Annotated in this window: 14 protein-coding genes; 4 read left to right on the top strand and 10 right to left on the bottom strand. The window is 56.9% G+C overall.

What is annotated here, in order from left to right:
• Nucleotides 1–127 precede the first annotated feature (127 nt).
• A complete protein-coding gene (gene sanA, locus AC2AXP_RS03070; protein WP_004965313.1) occupies nucleotides 128–874 on the top strand; it encodes an outer membrane permeability protein SanA in 747 nt (248 codons plus the stop codon).
• A gap of 78 nt (nucleotides 875–952) precedes the next feature.
• On the opposite strand, the gene mglC is transcribed toward sanA, so the two are convergent.
• The 7 genes from mglC to AC2AXP_RS03035 form a co-directional block, all read right to left on the bottom strand.
• Nucleotides 953–1,963, bottom strand: a complete 1,011-nt coding sequence (gene mglC, locus AC2AXP_RS03065; protein ID WP_088499630.1) for a galactose/methyl galactoside ABC transporter permease MglC — start codon at nucleotides 1,961–1,963, stop codon at nucleotides 953–955.
• Nucleotides 1,964–1,975: 12 nt separating this feature from the next.
• Nucleotides 1,976–3,484 (bottom strand): galactose/methyl galactoside ABC transporter ATP-binding protein MglA, encoded by a 1,509-nt coding sequence (mglA, locus tag AC2AXP_RS03060; protein WP_004965317.1) that lies wholly within the window; start codon nucleotides 3,482–3,484, stop codon nucleotides 1,976–1,978.
• Between the two features lie 162 nt (nucleotides 3,485–3,646).
• On the bottom strand, nucleotides 3,647–4,636 hold the full coding sequence (gene mglB, locus AC2AXP_RS03055) for a galactose/glucose ABC transporter substrate-binding protein MglB (protein ID WP_004965318.1): 990 nt from the start codon (nucleotides 4,634–4,636) through the stop codon (nucleotides 3,647–3,649).
• A 254-nt stretch (nucleotides 4,637–4,890) separates the two neighbouring features.
• The gene (gene galS / locus AC2AXP_RS03050; RefSeq protein ID WP_004965320.1) at nucleotides 4,891–5,928 is read right to left on the bottom strand and encodes an HTH-type transcriptional regulator GalS; all 1,038 of its coding nucleotides are present in this window, start codon (nucleotides 5,926–5,928) and stop codon (nucleotides 4,891–4,893) included.
• A 122-nt stretch (nucleotides 5,929–6,050) separates the two neighbouring features.
• Nucleotides 6,051–7,238, bottom strand: coding sequence for a DUF418 domain-containing protein YeiB (gene yeiB, locus AC2AXP_RS03045; RefSeq protein ID WP_004965322.1), 1,188 nt, complete (start codon nucleotides 7,236–7,238; stop codon nucleotides 6,051–6,053).
• A 66-nt stretch (nucleotides 7,239–7,304) separates the two neighbouring features.
• Nucleotides 7,305–7,970: a GTP cyclohydrolase I FolE gene (gene folE, locus AC2AXP_RS03040; RefSeq protein ID WP_004965325.1), complete on the bottom strand. Its 666-nt coding sequence runs from the start codon at nucleotides 7,968–7,970 to the stop codon at nucleotides 7,305–7,307.
• Nucleotides 7,971–8,207: 237 nt separating this feature from the next.
• On the bottom strand, nucleotides 8,208–9,374 hold the full coding sequence (locus tag AC2AXP_RS03035) for a YbfB/YjiJ family MFS transporter (protein ID WP_273867183.1): 1,167 nt from the start codon (nucleotides 9,372–9,374) through the stop codon (nucleotides 8,208–8,210).
• 105 nt (nucleotides 9,375–9,479) lie between these two features.
• On the opposite strand from AC2AXP_RS03035, the gene ptrR reads away from it, so the two are divergent.
• The 3 genes from ptrR to fghA are packed head-to-tail and all read left to right on the top strand — an operon-like array spanning nucleotide 9,480 to nucleotide 12,386.
• Complete coding sequence (gene ptrR, locus AC2AXP_RS03030) at nucleotides 9,480–10,373, top strand: putrescine utilization regulator PtrR (RefSeq protein WP_198772799.1); 894 nt, start codon at nucleotides 9,480–9,482, stop codon at nucleotides 10,371–10,373.
• 26 nt (nucleotides 10,374–10,399) lie between these two features.
• The gene (locus tag AC2AXP_RS03025) at nucleotides 10,400–11,524 is read left to right on the top strand and encodes an S-(hydroxymethyl)glutathione dehydrogenase/class III alcohol dehydrogenase (protein ID WP_004965331.1); all 1,125 of its coding nucleotides are present in this window, start codon (nucleotides 10,400–10,402) and stop codon (nucleotides 11,522–11,524) included.
• 19 nt (nucleotides 11,525–11,543) lie between these two features.
• The gene (gene fghA, locus AC2AXP_RS03020) at nucleotides 11,544–12,386 is read left to right on the top strand and encodes an S-formylglutathione hydrolase (protein ID WP_004965333.1); all 843 of its coding nucleotides are present in this window, start codon (nucleotides 11,544–11,546) and stop codon (nucleotides 12,384–12,386) included.
• Between the two features lie 351 nt (nucleotides 12,387–12,737).
• Here the strand turns inward: fghA and gsiD are convergent, their stop codons facing one another.
• The 3 genes from gsiD to gsiB are packed head-to-tail and all read right to left on the bottom strand — an operon-like array spanning nucleotide 12,738 to nucleotide 16,163.
• Nucleotides 12,738–13,643, bottom strand: coding sequence for a glutathione ABC transporter permease GsiD (gsiD, locus tag AC2AXP_RS03015; RefSeq protein ID WP_004965334.1), 906 nt, complete (start codon nucleotides 13,641–13,643; stop codon nucleotides 12,738–12,740).
• A gap of 9 nt (nucleotides 13,644–13,652) precedes the next feature.
• Entirely contained in the window at nucleotides 13,653–14,573 is a 921-nt protein-coding gene (gene gsiC, locus AC2AXP_RS03010) for a glutathione ABC transporter permease GsiC (RefSeq protein WP_004965336.1), read from the bottom strand.
• Between the two features lie 57 nt (nucleotides 14,574–14,630).
• The gene (gene gsiB, locus AC2AXP_RS03005) at nucleotides 14,631–16,163 is read right to left on the bottom strand and encodes a glutathione ABC transporter substrate-binding protein GsiB (RefSeq protein WP_198772800.1); all 1,533 of its coding nucleotides are present in this window, start codon (nucleotides 16,161–16,163) and stop codon (nucleotides 14,631–14,633) included.

The following is a 16,163-nucleotide window of genomic DNA, read 5'->3' as shown; positions in this document are numbered from 1 at the left end:
TTTATGGTAAAAAGCGCTGAAAAATGCGGCGCCCCCGCGCTAGGCACGGTGGACAGCTTGCGTCCGCCAGTCAGGTACAGTAGCCTTGATCCACCCTTTTTCAGATTTGTGCGCGTAAGGCCTCAACATGTGGAAACGCCTGATTATCAGCCTTTTCGTCATCACCGCGGTGTTGATGCTATCGGCTATCGCGCTCGATCGCTGGATCAGTTGGAAAACCGCGCCCTATATTTATGACGAGCTGCAACAGTTGCCAAACCGTCAGGTTGGCGTGGTACTCGGCACCGCCAAATATTACCGCACCGGTGTGATCAATCAGTATTACCGCTACCGCATTCAGGGAGCGATAAATGCCTACAACAGCGGCAAGGTAAAATACCTGCTGCTGAGCGGCGATAACGCACTGCAGAGCTATAATGAACCGATGACCATGCGGCGCGATCTGATCGCCGCCGGCATCGCGCCGAGCGATATCGTGCTTGATTACGCCGGATTCCGTACCCTGGATTCAATTGTACGCACCCGCAAAGTGTTCGACGCCAATGATTTCACCATCATTACCCAGCGTTTTCACTGCGAGCGCGCGCTGTTCATTGCCCTGCATATGGGCATCCAGGCGCAATGTTTCGCCGTGCCGTCGCCAAAAGACATGCTGACGGTGCGGGTGCGCGAGATTTTCGCCCGTCTGGGGGCGCTGAACGACCTGTATATCCTGAAACGCGAACCACGCTTCCTCGGCCCGCTGATACCGATTTCCTCGATGCACAAGGTGCCGGAGGATGCGCAGGGCTATCCGGCGGTGTCGCCGGAACAGCTGGTAGAGCTGGAACATAAACTGGCCGCAGAGAAACAGAAAGCGCGCGGCAAATCATAATCGCACGCGCGCCATCGGCGCGGCACAAACAACAACGGCCAGCAATTGCTGGCCGTTGTGTTGTTACTGCGCAATTGATTACTTTTTCTTGGCGTACTTGAGCGAATCCAGCGCCACGGCGAAAATAATGATGCCGCCCTTGATAATGTATTGCCAATACGGATTGACGCCGATATAGGTCAAACCGTAGTTGATAACGGTGAAAATAATAACCCCGGTCACAACCCCCAATACCGTGCCGACGCCGCCGGCAAATGACACCCCGCCGACCACGCAGGCAGCAATGGCATCCAGCTCATACATAAAGCCCAGATTATTGGTAGCGCTGCCGATACGCCCGGCCTCCAGCATGCCGCCGAAGGCATAGAACACCCCGGACAAGGCATAAATCAGGATCAGGTTAAGCGGAACGTTAACGCCGGAGACTTTCGCCGCCTCGGGGTTACCGCCGATGGCGAAGATGTTTTTGCCAAAGCGGGTCTTGTTCCACAGGATCCAGACAAAAACGATGGCGATCAACGCATAAAAGGTGATGTACGACAGTTTGAAATCGCCGAACTTCAAGAAGCCCTGCGCAAAGCTGGAAAAACCGGGATCAAAGCCCGCCACCGGCGACGCACCGACCGAATCGTAATACAGCGAGTTGATGCCGTAGACGATGATCATGGTGCCCAGGGTAGTAATGAACGGCGTCACGTTCAGGTAGGCAATAATCAGGCCGTTAACCAGACCGATCAGCGCACCGATGGCGCAGACCAGCAAAATCACCAATGGAATCGACCAGGTCTCCATCTGCGGGAACACCTTGTTGACGTTATCCATCGATTGCAGCAGCGTTGCTGCCACCACCGCCGCCAATCCCACCTGGCGACCGGCCGACAGATCGGTACCCTGGGTAACAATCAGCCCCGCCACGCCCAGGGCGATGATAATACGTACCGAAGATTGGGTCAGGATATTGCTCAGGTTCATCAAGCTGAGAAAGGTCGGATCCTGAATAATGATGATTGCCAGTAAAACCAGCAACACCATATAGATGCCACCCTCTTTAAAATAGGTGAATAACGTTTTTTTGTTTAGCGCGCTCATAATTCGTTTCCCTTAAAGATGCAAGGAGGCTAAGCGTAAGATTTCATTTTGCGAGGTCTGTTTGGTATTAACGATGCCCGCAACCTGACCATTACTCATCACCAATATTCTGTCGGTAATCCCCAAAAGCTCCGGCATTTCGGACGAGATGATAATGATCCCCTTGCCCTTTTTCGCCAACTCGGTCATCAACTGATAAATTTCAAACTTTGCGCCAACGTCAATACCGCGCGTCGGTTCATCCAGCATCAATATTTCCGGCTGGGTCAGCAGCCAGCGACCAATAATCACCTTCTGCTGATTACCGCCAGACAGGGAACCGATATTGGTACGATGCCCCGGCGTTTTTACCCGCATCGCGTCGATCACCCATTGGGTATCGCTTTTCATGCGCGCATTATCCAGCAGGCCGATCTTATTTTTATAATTGCGAATATTGGAAATCAGCGAGTTAAAACCGATATCCAGAAAAGCATAAATACCGGTCGAACGCCGCTCCTCGGTTACCAGGGCAAATCCGTGGTTGATTGCTTCGTTGGCGCTGTGGTTATTAATCGCTTTGCCGTGCAGTGTGATGGTGCCGCTCACTTTCTCGCGAATACCGAACAGGGTTTCGACAATATCGGTACGCTTGGCGCCGACCAACCCGGCGATACCCAGAATTTCACCCTGGTGCAAATCAAACGACACGTCGCGGATCGACGGTTGGCGCAGTGATGTCAGGTTCTTCACCTGTAAAATCACCTCTCCCGGCGTATTCTGGCGATCGGGAAAACGCTGGCTCAGTGAACGTCCGACCATCATGGCGATGATCTTGTCCATATCCAGCCCTTCCAGCGGCTGGGTAGCAATCCATTGGCCGTCGCGCAGGATGGTTATTTCGTCGCACAGCTGGAATATCTCCTCCATCTTGTGCGAGATATACACGATGCCGCAGCCGCGCTGTTTCAATTTACGGATAATGGTGAATAAATGATTGACCTCCTTTTCCGTTAATGACGAGGTTGGCTCATCCATAATCACTATTTTTGCGTCATAGGAAAATGCCTTGGCAATTTCAATCATCTGCATCTGCGACACCGACAGCGTACCGACCTTGGCGCGCGGATCAATATCAATATCCAGCTCGTCGAAAATGCTTTTGGTATCCTGGTACATCTTGTGCTGATCGACAAACAGACCTTTGGTGGGGTAACGCCCCAGCCACATGTTGTCCATGACGGTACGCTGCAATACCAGATTCAATTCCTGATGTACCATGGAAACGCCATGCTCCAGCGCTTCTTTGGAACTTTTAAAATCGACTTCCTTCCCCTGAAAAACAATGCTGCCCGAATCTTTTTTATAAATGCCAAACAGACATTTTAATAACGTCGATTTACCGGCGCCGTTTTCTCCCATTAATGCATGAATGGAGTGTGGACGAACGCGTAGATTGACATTATCCAATGCCTTGACGCCGGGGAATGACTTATTGACGTCGGTCATTTCCAGCAGATATTCGCGAGAACTGTCGGCCATAGATATACCTTAATGTACTGAAATTCCCCGCCGCACGGCCAATGGGTGTTGGCGTCAGGTCGCCGCCGGCGGGGAACGCTAGTCTCTACCCGTGCTCGTTCACGCTGCATCCTGGCCCTGGCCGATAGATGCAACGCGCATAAGCCCGGGTATAACCGAAGTTTATTTAACGAATTGTGACAGGTTGTCTTTATCTACGCCGACGTAAGGAATACGCACCACTTTATTGTCGATCTTGTAATTGGTGCCTTCAGCGGCCGGTTTGCCCGCCGCCAGATTCTTCGCCAGTGCAAAGGTAGCTTTCGCCTGGTTGTCGGCGTCGTTCAGCACGGTACCGGCCATCGCTCCCGATTTCACCAGCGCCAGCGCTTCTGGCAGCGCATCCACGCCGAACACCGGAATAGCCGACTTGTTATGCGCCTTCAGCGCCTCAATGGCGCCCATTGCCATGGCATCGTTGTTGGCGATGACCACTTCAACCTTGCTGGCGTTCGGGCCCGACATCCAGGCATCCACCTTGTCTTTCGCCTGGGCGGTATCCCACATGGCGGTGTCCATCTGCAGCTGCTGGGTCTTAATGCCCTTTTCATTCAGCGTCTTCACTACGTAAGTAGTACGCGCTTCGGCATCCGGGTGGCCCGGTTCGCCTTTCAGCAACACGTATTGAATTTGGCCGTCTTTGTTCAGATCCCAGTTCGGATTGGCCTGCCAATGCTTGGCAATCAGCTCGCCCTGGATAACGCCGGATTCTTTGGAGTCGGTGCCGACATAATAGGCTTTGTCATAGCTGTCGAGCGCCTTGCGCGAAGGTTCCTTGTTGTAAAACACCACGGGAATGTCGTTGGCACGCGCCTTGTCGATCACCACCGGCGCCGCAGCCGGGTCAACCAGGTTGATCGCCAGCGCTTTAACACCCTTGGCAATCAGCACATCGATCTGATCGTTTTGCTTGGATTGGTCATTCTGCGAATCATTCATCAGCAAAGTGATATCCGGTGCCGCCTTGGCATCTTTTTCCAACGCCTTACGCACCACCGACATAAAGTTATCATCGTATTTGTAAACGGTAACGCCAATGCGGGTATCTGCGTGCGCAGCGCCAAACAGCATGCTGGCGGCCAGTGCGGCCAGGGTGAAAACCTTCTTATTCATTGTGTGTCTCCGGTTTATAGAGGGTCGTTCTCGATGTAATAAGCCAGATTTCACGGCGTGCGCACACGACCGAGCCTGGCAGGATCCCTGTCATCCTTGAATCATGTTATTCCTGAAAATGCTGTGTCAGCGCGCGGATAAATAATCGGTGGCAAGAGCCTTTGCGCCGGAAAACGCCTAGAGCATAAACGGCACTATGTTAATATTCTGTGAATTTTCTCACAGATTGAAAACGGTTACACAAGATTAAATGTTCAGAGAGTGACCACCGCCTCACTTTGCCACGGCGCCACCGAATGGCGTCGTACCAGCGTCGGCATGAACAGATGGCTGGCCTGGGGTTCCAGCTGCCCTGCGGCCCCCTTGAGCGCCAGCTCGGCCGCCAGAGTGGCCATGGATACAATGGGATAGCGTACGGTAGTGAGTTTGGGACTGGTGTAACGCGCAATCGGAATATCATCAAAGCCGATCAGCGAAAATTGCTGCGGTACCGTGATACCGTTTTCTTTTAGCACCGCCATGGCGCCTGCGGCCATGGCGTCATTGTAGGCGAACACCGCGCTTAAACGCAGATTGCGCCCCAGCAGCTCGACCATCCCCGCTTCGCCACCCTGCAAGTCCGGCGAATTAAAGGCGCACCAACTTTCCCCCACCTGCACCCCGGCTGCCGTCATGGCCTGCAGATACCCTTGCTGGCGCAGCGGGCCGTCCTCGATGCCATGGTTGGAGCCCAGGTAGCCGATACGCCGGTGCCCTTGCGATAACAGCAACCGCAGCGCCATTTCCGCGCCGCAGACGTTGGCCAGCCCCACGCAGCGGTGCTCGTAACCGGCCACGATACGGTTAACCAGCACCATGCCGGGCACCTGGTCCATAAACGCCGCCAGTTCGTCGTCATCCAGCGCTTTTGCATGCACTATCAGCGCATTGCAGCGCTGGCGCAGCAACACTTCAATGGCATGTCGCTCTTTTTCCGCCTGATGATAACTGTTGCCGATCAGCAAATATTTGTGATGCTGCTGCGCAACGGTATCAACCGCTTTCACCAGCGCGCCGAAGAACGGATCCGACACGTCCATCACCACCACGCCAATGGTTTCGCTGTTCTGCGTCGCCAACGCCTGGGCATTGGCATTCGGTCGATAACCCAGCGCCGCTGCCGCCTGCAACACTCGCTCGCGCGTCTGTGGGCTGGCCACCGCGCTGTTGTTTAATACGCGAGAAACGGTCGCCACCGAAACGCCGGCACGTTCGGCAACGTCACGAATAGTGATGAGATGGGCTGGACGCATCAAGGATCCTGGTTCGGGGTAAGCTACGTGTGGCGCTATCCTACCCCGAGATCCCGCTCTCCCTACGCGAATTGCGTCACATAAAAGAAAACGTTTACATACATTTTTTTAACTTAACCAGTTTACATCTCGCTTTGCCGCCGGCGATCGCTGTTACCTGCACCAAGCGCTGTCAATTTACGCCATAACCATTCCATCGGTCCCTGGCTAAAATAACGTAGCCACAGGGTAGAAAACAGCAGATTGATTACCCATACCAGCGGTACCAGTGCCAGCAGCTGCAGGCGATCAAACTGCTGATACCAGCCGAAACGGTAGAACAGCGTGGTGCACACCAGCGTTTGCAGCAGGTAGTTGCTCAGTGCCATGCGCCCTACCTGCGTCAGCCAACGGCCAAGCGGCAGCCGCGCCAGCTGCGGCCAGAAACCGTAGCACAATGCCAGATAGCCCATCGCCTGCAACGGCGCGCCCAGTTCGCGTGGCACTTGCAGCAGGAAGCCGCTCCAGCGGTAATCCCACTGCAAATGCCATTGCAGCACCACTGCGGGCAGTTGGATCGCCAGCGCCAGCGGTATCAGCCAGGCGGCCTGCCGGCGATAATACCCCGGCGAGAAATGACCACGCAGCCAACCGCTGCGCATCAGGCCCGCACCGAACAGCATCATGCCAGCCAATTCCCAACCGTACTGCGCGCCAATCGCCAACAGGCTGGAAGAGAGTAGATCGACACGATTACGCCAGGCCTCCATCCCGCCCTGCAACTTCCAGAACTGCTCATATTGCAGAACCGCCGGGCCAGGCTGCCAAAAGCTGCCGGGCTCTCCGCGGCTGATAATCCCCAGCAGCAACAGCACCGCGACGCCGATCAGATACAGCACTACGCCGGTTTTCAGCAGCGTAAACGTATCTTTCGCCTCACGGATCATGCGCCAGCACACCAGCCCGATCAGACCATAAGCCAGCAAGATATCACCGTCCCACAGGAAAATGGCGTGCCCCAGGCCAAACAGCACCAACCAGCTCAAACGTGCACGCATCCAGCCCTTGCCGCGGTGCAGCAACAGCTGCAAACCGGCACCAAACAGCAGCGCAAACATCGCCAGAAACTTGGCCTGTGCCAGCAGATCCAGCAACGCCCAGGTCCAGGCGTCATGGAGTGCCGGCAGCCCGGCATAGGCCGGGTTGAGATAGGCTGCTTTTGGCAAGCCAAAGGCGCTGATATTCAGCAACAGAATGCCGAGAATGGCGATACCGCGTACGCAATCCAGGGTTGCGATACGCGGCAAGGGGGCTGTCGATTGGTTATTCATCTGTTTCGCCGTATTTCGCTCATTAAAAAGGCGCCCGCAGGCGCCTGTCGCGTAACGCTGTAACCCTTACCCCTGATGATGGCGTACCGCACGCAGGAATTCCTGACGGGTATTCTGGCTGGACTTGAACAGTCCGCCCAACGAGGTGGTGGTCGTGGCGCTGGTCGCATCGCGGATACCGCGCGCCTTGACACAATAATGGACCGCATCGATAGATACCGCCACATTATTGGTGCCCAGCAGCGTTTGCAAAGCCACCAGGATTTGCTGCGTCAAACGCTCCTGCACCTGAGGGCGCTGGGCGAAGAACTGCACAATACGGTTGATTTTCGACAGGCCAATCACCGCATCTTTCGGAATATAAGCCACGGTGGCCTTGCCGTCGATGGTGACGAAGTGGTGTTCGCAGGTGCTGGTCAATGTGATATCACGCACCGTCACCATTTCATCTACCTTCATTTTATTTTCAATGACGGTGATTTTAGGGAAGTTGGCGTAATCCAGGCCGGAGAAAATCTCGTCGACGTACATTTTGGCGATACGATGAGGGGTTTCCGCCAGGCTGTCGTCGGTCAGATCGAGGTTCAGCAGTTGCATGATTTCCGTCATGTGCTCCTGAATACGACGCTTGCGCGTTTCACGATCCAGCATTTCGCCGCGTAACGGGGTTTCCAGACCGCGCGATTCCAGCGCGGCATGAACCAATGCCGCTTCTTTACTTAATGTAGTCATTTTGTGTGTGTCTCCAGCAGGCTACCCTGATTACCCGTCCAGACTGTTGCCGTAACGTTGAATGATGGAGCAGGGATTGATTCTTGTCTCCGACCGACATTTAACGCCAACAGCGTGAAGCCGATCAAGATTTTGCCCACTGTAAATGAGAGTGAGTCGTTTATCCAGTGATTGTGTTTCAACCAGTGGTGAAAAATCCGCATATAGCACGATCGGGCTGGTTGCGGATTTTTGTTGCTATTTTGTACAATTGCGCGACAAATTGCCCACTGCGGCACGCGCCGGGGTGTTCACCACCAGCAAACCGGCCACCATCAAGCTGACCACGGCGACATACAATGCCGGCTCCAGACGTTGGGTCAGCGCGCTGGACAACGCCGACAGCATCGGCCCCACCAACTGACCGACGGCATAACCGGTAGTCAGCAGGCCGGCCATGTAGCGCGCATGGTTTGGCGCCAGTTCACGGCCATGCTGCAACGCCAGCTGCACCACGCTGAGAAAACCGCCGCCGGTGAACAACGCCCCCAACGCCAGGCCGGTGACGCCCGGTACTACCTCCGCACACAGCACCCCCAGCGCCTGTACCCATAACGTCAGCGCCAGACGGGTCTGGGTGGTCAATCGGTGGCGAGTGAGAATACCCAACACAATTCCCAACACCGCCGCGCCGCCAAACACCGGCCAGACAAACTGGGCAAATACGCTGCCCGGGAAACGCTCGCTGGCCATTTGCGACAGAAACGTCGCCGGCAGAATATAGCCGAAGCCGGCCAGGCTGTAGCTCCACACCAGACGTTTCAGCGCCGGCGTCAACACCAGCGGTTCCGGCGTCAGGTTCGGTCGATGCAGTTCCCCAGCGCGCGGTAAATTGACGCTGATGGCGCCAATCAACAGCAATGCCAATACGCCGTACACCAGCCAGGCCTGGCCGGCACTCAGTGCCAACCCGTGGATGCCCACCGCCAGCATGCCGCTGATAAAGATCCCCGCACCGGGGCCGGCAAATACCGCCGCACTCAGCGCCGGACGGCCGTAATGCGCCAAACGCTCGTTGGTCCATGCCGCCACCAGCACCATCGCCCAGCCGCTGGCCCAGCCAATGGCAAAACGCACCGCGCCGTGCCACCACGCGCCTTCTACCCAGGCGGACAGCAGCGTCAGCGCTACCGCGCCCCATACGCCCAGCCACAGCCGACGTTCGACATGACGGCTGGCGCGCATCGCATCGTAGGCTCCGCACAGATAACCCAGGTAATTCAGCGCCGCCACCAGCCCGGCGCTGGTCAGCGTAAACTGATGTTCGGCAATCATCAGCGGCACCTGCGGCGTAAACGCGAAGCGGCCGATCCCCATCGCTACAATCAGAGCCACAAATCCACTCAATGCAATTCTCAATGCCATTTGGCCATCCCAACGGTTAAAAGAAAGTTGCCAGTATCATGCCGCAGTATTACACTCACAAAAACTGAATAATTATCACAAAGTTCATCACGAAAAGAGAAAGGCATGGATCTGACCCAACTTCGCATGTTTTGCAGCGTCGCCGAAACCGGCTCCGTCGCGCGTGCCGCCGAACAGCTGCATCGGGTGCCGTCGAACCTGACCACCCGTCTACGCCAGCTCGAGCACGAGCTGGGTGCCGATCTGTTTATTCGCGAAAAACAGCGCCTGCGTCTTTCGCCGATGGGCCATAATTTTCTGTGTTACGCCAACCGCATTCTGGCGCTGAGCGAAGAGGCGATGAGCATCACCCACGCTGGCGAACCGGCGGGTAACTTTGCGCTAGGCTCGATGGAAAGCACCGCCGCGACGCGCCTGCCCACGCTGCTGGCAGCCTATCACCAGCGTTTCCCTCGGGTTTCCCTGTCGTTGATCACCGGCACCTCCGGCGAAATCACCGAACGCGTGCGCGCCGGTACGCTGGCGGCGGCGCTGGTCGATGGTCCGCTGCAGCACGACGAACTGAACGGTTGTGTCGCCTTCGAGGAGCGCATGGTGGCGATCTCCTGTCTTGACCATGCGCCCATCCACAGCGCGCAGGATGCCAAGGGCGAAACGCTGTTTGCCTTCCGCCCCAGCTGTTCCTATCGACTACGGCTGGAATCGTGGTTCAAGCGCGATGGCGCATTGCCCGGTCAGATCATGGAAATTCAGTCATATCACGCCATGCTGGCCTGCGTCGCCAGCGGTTCCGGGCTGGCGATGATCCCCCATTCGGTGCTGACGCTGTTGCCGGGGCATGAACGGGTCAGCATCCATCCCTTGCCGCCCGACATTGCCGAAACCGCCACCTGGCTGCTGTGGCGTCGTGACGCCTTCGGCCCCAACGTACGCGCCTTGAAACAACTGATTATAGAACAGGCTGAAACCCCAGCCGTCGCACACAGCGAACTCGCTTAAAAATCTATACCACTGAGGAGAATGTAATGGAAATGATCAAAACCCGCGCCGCCGTCGCCTGGGGCCCCAACCAGCCGTTGAAGATCGAAGAAGTCGATCTGATGCCGCCGCAAAAAGGCGAAGTGCTGGTGCGTATCGTCGCCAGCGGGGTATGTCATACCGATGCCTATACCCTCTCGGGCAAAGATCCGGAAGGCGTTTTCCCAGCGATCCTCGGCCATGAAGGCGGCGGCGTGGTGGAAGCCGTCGGCGAAGGTGTCACCAGCGTCGCGATCGGCGATCACGTCATTCCGCTATACACCCCGGAATGCGGCGAATGCAAGTTCTGCAAATCCGGCAAGACCAACCTGTGCCAGGCGATCCGCTCCACCCAGGGCAAAGGCCTGATGCCAGACGGCACCACTCGCTTCTTCAAGGACGGTCAGCCGATTTTCCACTATATGGGCACTTCCACCTTCTCCGAATACACCGTTGTCCCGGAAATTTCGCTGGCGAAAATCAGCAAGGAAGCGCCGCTGGAAGAAGTTTGTCTGCTCGGCTGTGGCGTCACCACCGGCATGGGGGCGGTGATCAATACCGCCAAAGTCCAGGCCGGTGATACGGTAGCGATTTTCGGACTGGGTGGTATCGGCCTGTCGGCGATCATTGGCGCGCAAATGGCCGGCGCAGGTCGTATTATCGGCATCGATATCAATACCAGTAAATTCGATCTGGCACGCAAGTTGGGTGCCACCGATCTGATCAATCCGCGAGACTACGACCAGCCGATCCAGGAAGTCATCGTCGAGCTGACCGATGGCGGCGTCGACTTCTCGTTTGAGTGCATCGGTAACGTTAACGTGATGCGTTCCGCGCTGGAATGCTGTCACAAGGGTTGGGGCGAGTCGGTGATCATCGGCGTTGCCGGCGCCGGTGAAGAGATCGCTACCCGCCCGTTCCAGCTGGTAACCGGCCGCGTCTGGCGTGGTTCCGCCTTTGGTGGCGTCAAGGGGCGCTCACAGCTGCCGGGCATTGTTCAGCGCTATCTCGACGGCGAGTTCGCCCTGAACGACTTTATCACTCATACCATGGGCCTGGAGCAGATTAACCAAGCGTTCGATTTAATGCATGAAGGCAAATCGATTCGTTCTGTAATTCATTTCGATAAATAAGCAGGGAGGCAAATCCGGCATGAATACGTCACTTGAACTTCTCGAAGAGCACCGCATGTTCGGCGGCTGGCAACAGCGCTACCGCCACGCGGCGCAAAGCCTGAACTGCAATATGACGTTCAGCATCTATCTGCCGCCACCGCGTGATGATAACCCGCCGCCGGTGCTGTACTGGCTGTCCGGTCTGACCTGTAACGACGAAAACTTCACGTTGAAGGCCGGCGCACAGCGCATCGCAGCCGAACTGGGACTGGTGCTGGTGATGGCCGATACCAGCCCGCGCGGCGATGAGGTGCCGGATGACGAAGGTTACGATCTCGGCCAGGGCGCGGGATTTTATCTCAACGCCACCCAGGCACCGTGGAACCGGCATTTCCGCATGTACGACTACATCAGTGACGAGCTGCCGGCGCTGATCGGCCAGCATTTCAGCGTCAGCGATCGCCAGTCGATCTTTGGCCACTCGATGGGCGGCCATGGTGCGTTGATGATGGCGTTGCGCAATCCGCAGCGTTACCGCTCGGTGTCGGCGTTTGCGCCGATCGTCAATCCGTGTCAGGTACCCTGGGGGCGCCGAGCCTTTAGCGCCTATCTCGGCGACGACGAAAGCCAGTGGCTGCAATACGATAGCTGTCACCTGCTGGCCAGCGGCGCGGAAAAAATGCCGGTGCTGGTCGATCAGGGCGATGACGATCAGTTCCTGGCCGATCAACTGCAACCGGCCAAGCTGGCCGAACTGGCGCGCCAGCGCGACTGGCCGTTAACGCTGCGCATACAGCCGGGTTACGATCACAGCTACTTCACCATCGCGACCTTTATTGAAGACCATTTGCGCTTCCATGCGGAACACCTGTTCCGCTGATAGCCAGACCGCTGCTTGCGCTAAGGATGGTCGCAAGCAGTCATTACCGATAGCGACAATTTTCGGCGCTTTAATCCATAATAATTGTTGTGGCATAACCTCCGTAACCCCAGCGCTCGTCACCCTGTAGCTATAATTTATCTAATGACGCCAATGAAAAAGCTACGCTCATCCGTCACAAACGCGGCTTACTGCGGTGGAACGTCTGAATACCAACGATAAAAATCGACAAGCAATAACAGCTTGTTATTGATTACGACGCGTTGCGCCGGGTGACTGACGCTGAACATCAATCGGTTGCTTATCCTGCCAGGCGGCACGCTTATCGCTCATGCCTTTGAATTATCACCGTTAACCCTTCAATTTTGGATCCAGCGCATCGCGCAACCCGTCCCCCAGCAAATTAAACGCCAGTACGGTCAGGAAGATCGCCAGACTCGGAAAGATCGCCACGTGCGGTGCAATCACCATATCCGCACGCGCTTCGTTGAGCATCGCACCCCACTCCGGCGTTGGCGGCTGCGCCCCCAGCCCGAGAAACGACAGGCTGGCGGCGGTAATGATCGAGGTGCCAATCCGCATGGTGAAATAGACTACGATCGACGAAATGGTGCCCGGCAGGATATGGCGCATGATAATGGTCCAGTCAGAGGCGCCAATGCTGCGCGCCGACTCGATATAGGTTAAATGCTTCAATACCAGGGTATTGCCGCGCACCAGTCGGGCAAACGCCGGAATGCTGAAAATCGCCACCGCAACGATAACGTTCGCCATACCACTGCCCATCACCGCCACTACGCCGATCGCCAGCAAAATACCGGGAAAGGCAAACAGCACGTCACTGATACGCATAACGATCCGGTCCCACCAGCCTTCATAGTAGCCGGCCAACAGCCCCAGCAGCGTGCCAATCACACCGCCAACCAGCACCGAAAATACCCCGGCGCTCAGCGAAATACGCGTGCCCATCAGCACCCGACTGAAAATGTCACGCCCAAGCGAGTCGACCCCCAGCCAGTGCACCAGCGACGGCCCCTCATTCAGCCGGTCATAATCGAAGTAGTTTTCCGCATCGTACGGCACCAGCCACGGAGCGAACACCGCCGCGGCCGCCAGTAACAGCACAAACAGCGCCGCTATCACCGCCACCCGCTGCTGGCGAAAGCGCCGCCAGAACTCATGCCACGGCGTACGTACCGCCTGCGGGTTCAGCACCGGCAGCGTGCTCATTGCGGCATTGCGTCGCCAATTAATCATGCCGTGCCCTCATTTGTAGCGTATTGCCGGGTTGATCGCCGCATACAGCATATCCACCAACAGGTTAATCAGAATAAATTCCAGTGAGAACAGCAGCACTTCAGCCTGAATCACCGGATAATCGCGCATCTCTACCGAATCGACCAGCAAGCGCCCCAGACCCGGCCAGTTGAACACCTTTTCCACCACGATCGAACCGCCGAGCAAAAAGCCGAACTGCAAGCCCATCATGGTGATCACCGGGATCATCGCATTACGCAGACCATGCTTGACGATCACCGCCGTTTCCCGCACGCCCTTGGCGCGCGCCGTGCGCATATAGTCTTCCTGCATCACTTCCACGAACGAGGCTCGGGTAAAACGCGCCATCACCGCCGCCACCGCAGCCCCCAGGGTTATCGACGGCAAAATATAGTGCTGCCAGCTGTCGGCGCCCACCGTCGGCAACCAGCCGAGTTCAACCGAGAACACCTGCATCAACAGCATGCCAAGCGCAAACGCCGGGAACGAAATACCGGACACCGCCAGCGTCATGCCCAAACGGTCAGGCCAGCGATTGCGCCACACCGCCGACACCATGCCAATCGCCATGCCGATGATCACCGCCCAAAGCATGCTGCTCACGGTCAGCCAGAAGGTCGGCATAAAACGGCTGGCGATCTCTTCGCTGACCGGCCGTTTGGACACTATCGAGTGGCCGAAATCCCCTTGCAGCGCATTAACGAAGAAATGCACGAACTGCTGCGGCAGCGGTTTGTCCAGCCCCAGGTCTTTACGCACCAGCTGCACCACCGACTCGTCGGCCTCGGGCCCGGCCGCCAGCCGCGCCGGATCGCCCGGCAGCAGGTGAACAAACAGGAACACCAGCACCGCGACGATCAACAGCGTCGGGATCAGCCCGAGCAGCCGTTTAACAAAATAATTAAGCATCGGTTGGTTAACCCCTCATACCGCCCTCCCCGCACGGAGAGGACGGCAATGCAGCGCTTACTTGAGATCGGCGTTTTCAAAGCTGAATGACGTATCAGGCATCACGTAAAAACCGCTGAGCTGTTTGTTGTTGGCGGACAGCAAGCGCTCGGTGGCCAGGAAGATCCACGGCGCATCGGCCCAGATGCGATCCTGCGCGTCCTTGTACAGCTGCTGCTTCCTGGCTCGATCGGTGGTTGCCAGCGCATCGCCCAGATCCCGATCGACCTGCGGATTGCTGTAGAACGCGGTATTGAACAGCTTCGGCGGCGCCGACTGGCTGGCAAACAGCGGCGATAGCGCCCAGTCGGCCTCGCCGGTCGAAGCCGACCAGCCGGTATAGAACAGGCGCACGCCGGTATCCTTGACGCCAACGCTTTCAACCTGCGCCGCTCGCTGCCCGGCGTCCATGGCGGTGACCTTCACTTTTACCCCCACCTGCGCCAACTGCTGCTGGGCGAACTGCAACACTTTTTGCGCGGTACTGTGGTTATGCGAAGACCACAGCGTGGTGGTGAAACCGTTCGGGTAACCGGCCTGTTTCAGCAATTCACGCGCCTTGGCCGGATCGTACGGCCACGGTTGATAGCGGGTGGCAAAATCGATCGACGGTGGCACCGGCCCCTCCGCCGGCACCGCATAACCGGCAAACGCCACTTTAATCAGCGCCTGCTTGTTGATGGCGTAGTTCAAGGCCTGGCGTACTTTCGGGTCATCAAACGGCTTCTGGGTGACGTTGATACTGATGTAGCGCTGCATGATCGACGGCGCGGTCACCACCGCCAGTTTGTCGTTGTTTTGCAAAACCTTGGCCTGCTCATACGGGATCGGGAAGGCAAACGTCGCCTCGCCGGTTTGCAACATCGCCGCCCGAGTATTGTTGTCGACCACCGGGCGCCAGGTAATGCTGTCGAGTTTCGGCAGTCCCGGCTGCCAGTAACCGGCAAATTTCTTCACCTTGACGTAGTCGGTCTGGTTCCAGGTGTCGAACTGGTACGGCCCGGTGCCCACCGGGTGGAAACCGATCTCCTTGCCGTACTGCTTCAGCGCCGCCGGCGAAATCATCGCGGCAGCCGGGTGCGCCAGGTTATTGATAAACGCCGAAAACGGCGCTTTCAATACGATCTTCACCGTGGTCGGATCGACCACCTCGGTTTTGTCGATCATTTTGAACAGGTTATAGCGTTTCAGGTGGCTGTCCGGATTGCTGGCGCGATCCAGGTTGGCCTTTACCGCCTCGGCGTTGAACTCGCTGCCATCGTGGAACTTTATCCCGGAGCGCAACTTGATGGTGTAGCTCAGGCCGTCGGCGCTGGCCTGGTAGCTGTCGGCCAGCACGTTGACCAGCTTCATGTCCTTGTCAAAGCCGAACAGCCCCTGGTAAAACGATTTCGCCACCGCCTGCGACAGCGTGTCGTTGGCGTCATAGGGATCGAGGGTGGTGAAGTTGGAGGCGACGGCGATCACCGCATCTTTCGCTGCCCAGGCCGGCGCTGCGCCGGTTACGGCCAATAGCACGGCAACGGCCAATAAACTGCGTTTCTGAGTCAT

The sequence above is a fragment of the Serratia sp. Sp408 genome (assembly GCF_057180665.1).
The sequence above is the reverse complement of the archived record's forward strand: the minus strand, read 5'-3'. Positions and strand labels throughout refer to the sequence as shown.

What these genes read in the sequence shown, in the direction of transcription:
- sanA (WP_004965313.1), top strand. Translation starts at nt 128, where the DNA reads ATGTGGAAACGCCTGATTATCAGCCTTTTCGTCATCACCGCGGTGTTG.
- mglC (WP_088499630.1), bottom strand. Translation starts at nt 1,963, where the DNA reads ATGAGCGCGCTAAACAAAAAAACGTTATTCACCTATTTTAAAGAGGGT.
- mglA (WP_004965317.1), bottom strand. Translation starts at nt 3,484, where the DNA reads ATGGCCGACAGTTCTCGCGAATATCTGCTGGAAATGACCGACGTCAAT.
- mglB (WP_004965318.1), bottom strand. Translation starts at nt 4,636, where the DNA reads ATGAATAAGAAGGTTTTCACCCTGGCCGCACTGGCCGCCAGCATGCTG.
- galS (WP_004965320.1), bottom strand. Translation starts at nt 5,928, where the DNA reads ATGCGTCCAGCCCATCTCATCACTATTCGTGACGTTGCCGAACGTGCC.
- yeiB (WP_004965322.1), bottom strand. Translation starts at nt 7,238, where the DNA reads ATGAATAACCAATCGACAGCCCCCTTGCCGCGTATCGCAACCCTGGAT.
- folE (WP_004965325.1), bottom strand. Translation starts at nt 7,970, where the DNA reads ATGACTACATTAAGTAAAGAAGCGGCATTGGTTCATGCCGCGCTGGAA.
- AC2AXP_RS03035 (WP_273867183.1), bottom strand. Translation starts at nt 9,374, where the DNA reads ATGGCATTGAGAATTGCATTGAGTGGATTTGTGGCTCTGATTGTAGCG.
- ptrR (WP_198772799.1), top strand. Translation starts at nt 9,480, where the DNA reads ATGGATCTGACCCAACTTCGCATGTTTTGCAGCGTCGCCGAAACCGGC.
- AC2AXP_RS03025 (WP_004965331.1), top strand. Translation starts at nt 10,400, where the DNA reads ATGGAAATGATCAAAACCCGCGCCGCCGTCGCCTGGGGCCCCAACCAG.
- fghA (WP_004965333.1), top strand. Translation starts at nt 11,544, where the DNA reads ATGAATACGTCACTTGAACTTCTCGAAGAGCACCGCATGTTCGGCGGC.
- gsiD (WP_004965334.1), bottom strand. Translation starts at nt 13,643, where the DNA reads ATGATTAATTGGCGACGCAATGCCGCAATGAGCACGCTGCCGGTGCTG.
- gsiC (WP_004965336.1), bottom strand. Translation starts at nt 14,573, where the DNA reads ATGCTTAATTATTTTGTTAAACGGCTGCTCGGGCTGATCCCGACGCTG.
- gsiB (WP_198772800.1), bottom strand. Translation starts at nt 16,163, where the DNA reads ATGACTCAGAAACGCAGTTTATTGGCCGTTGCCGTGCTATTGGCCGTA.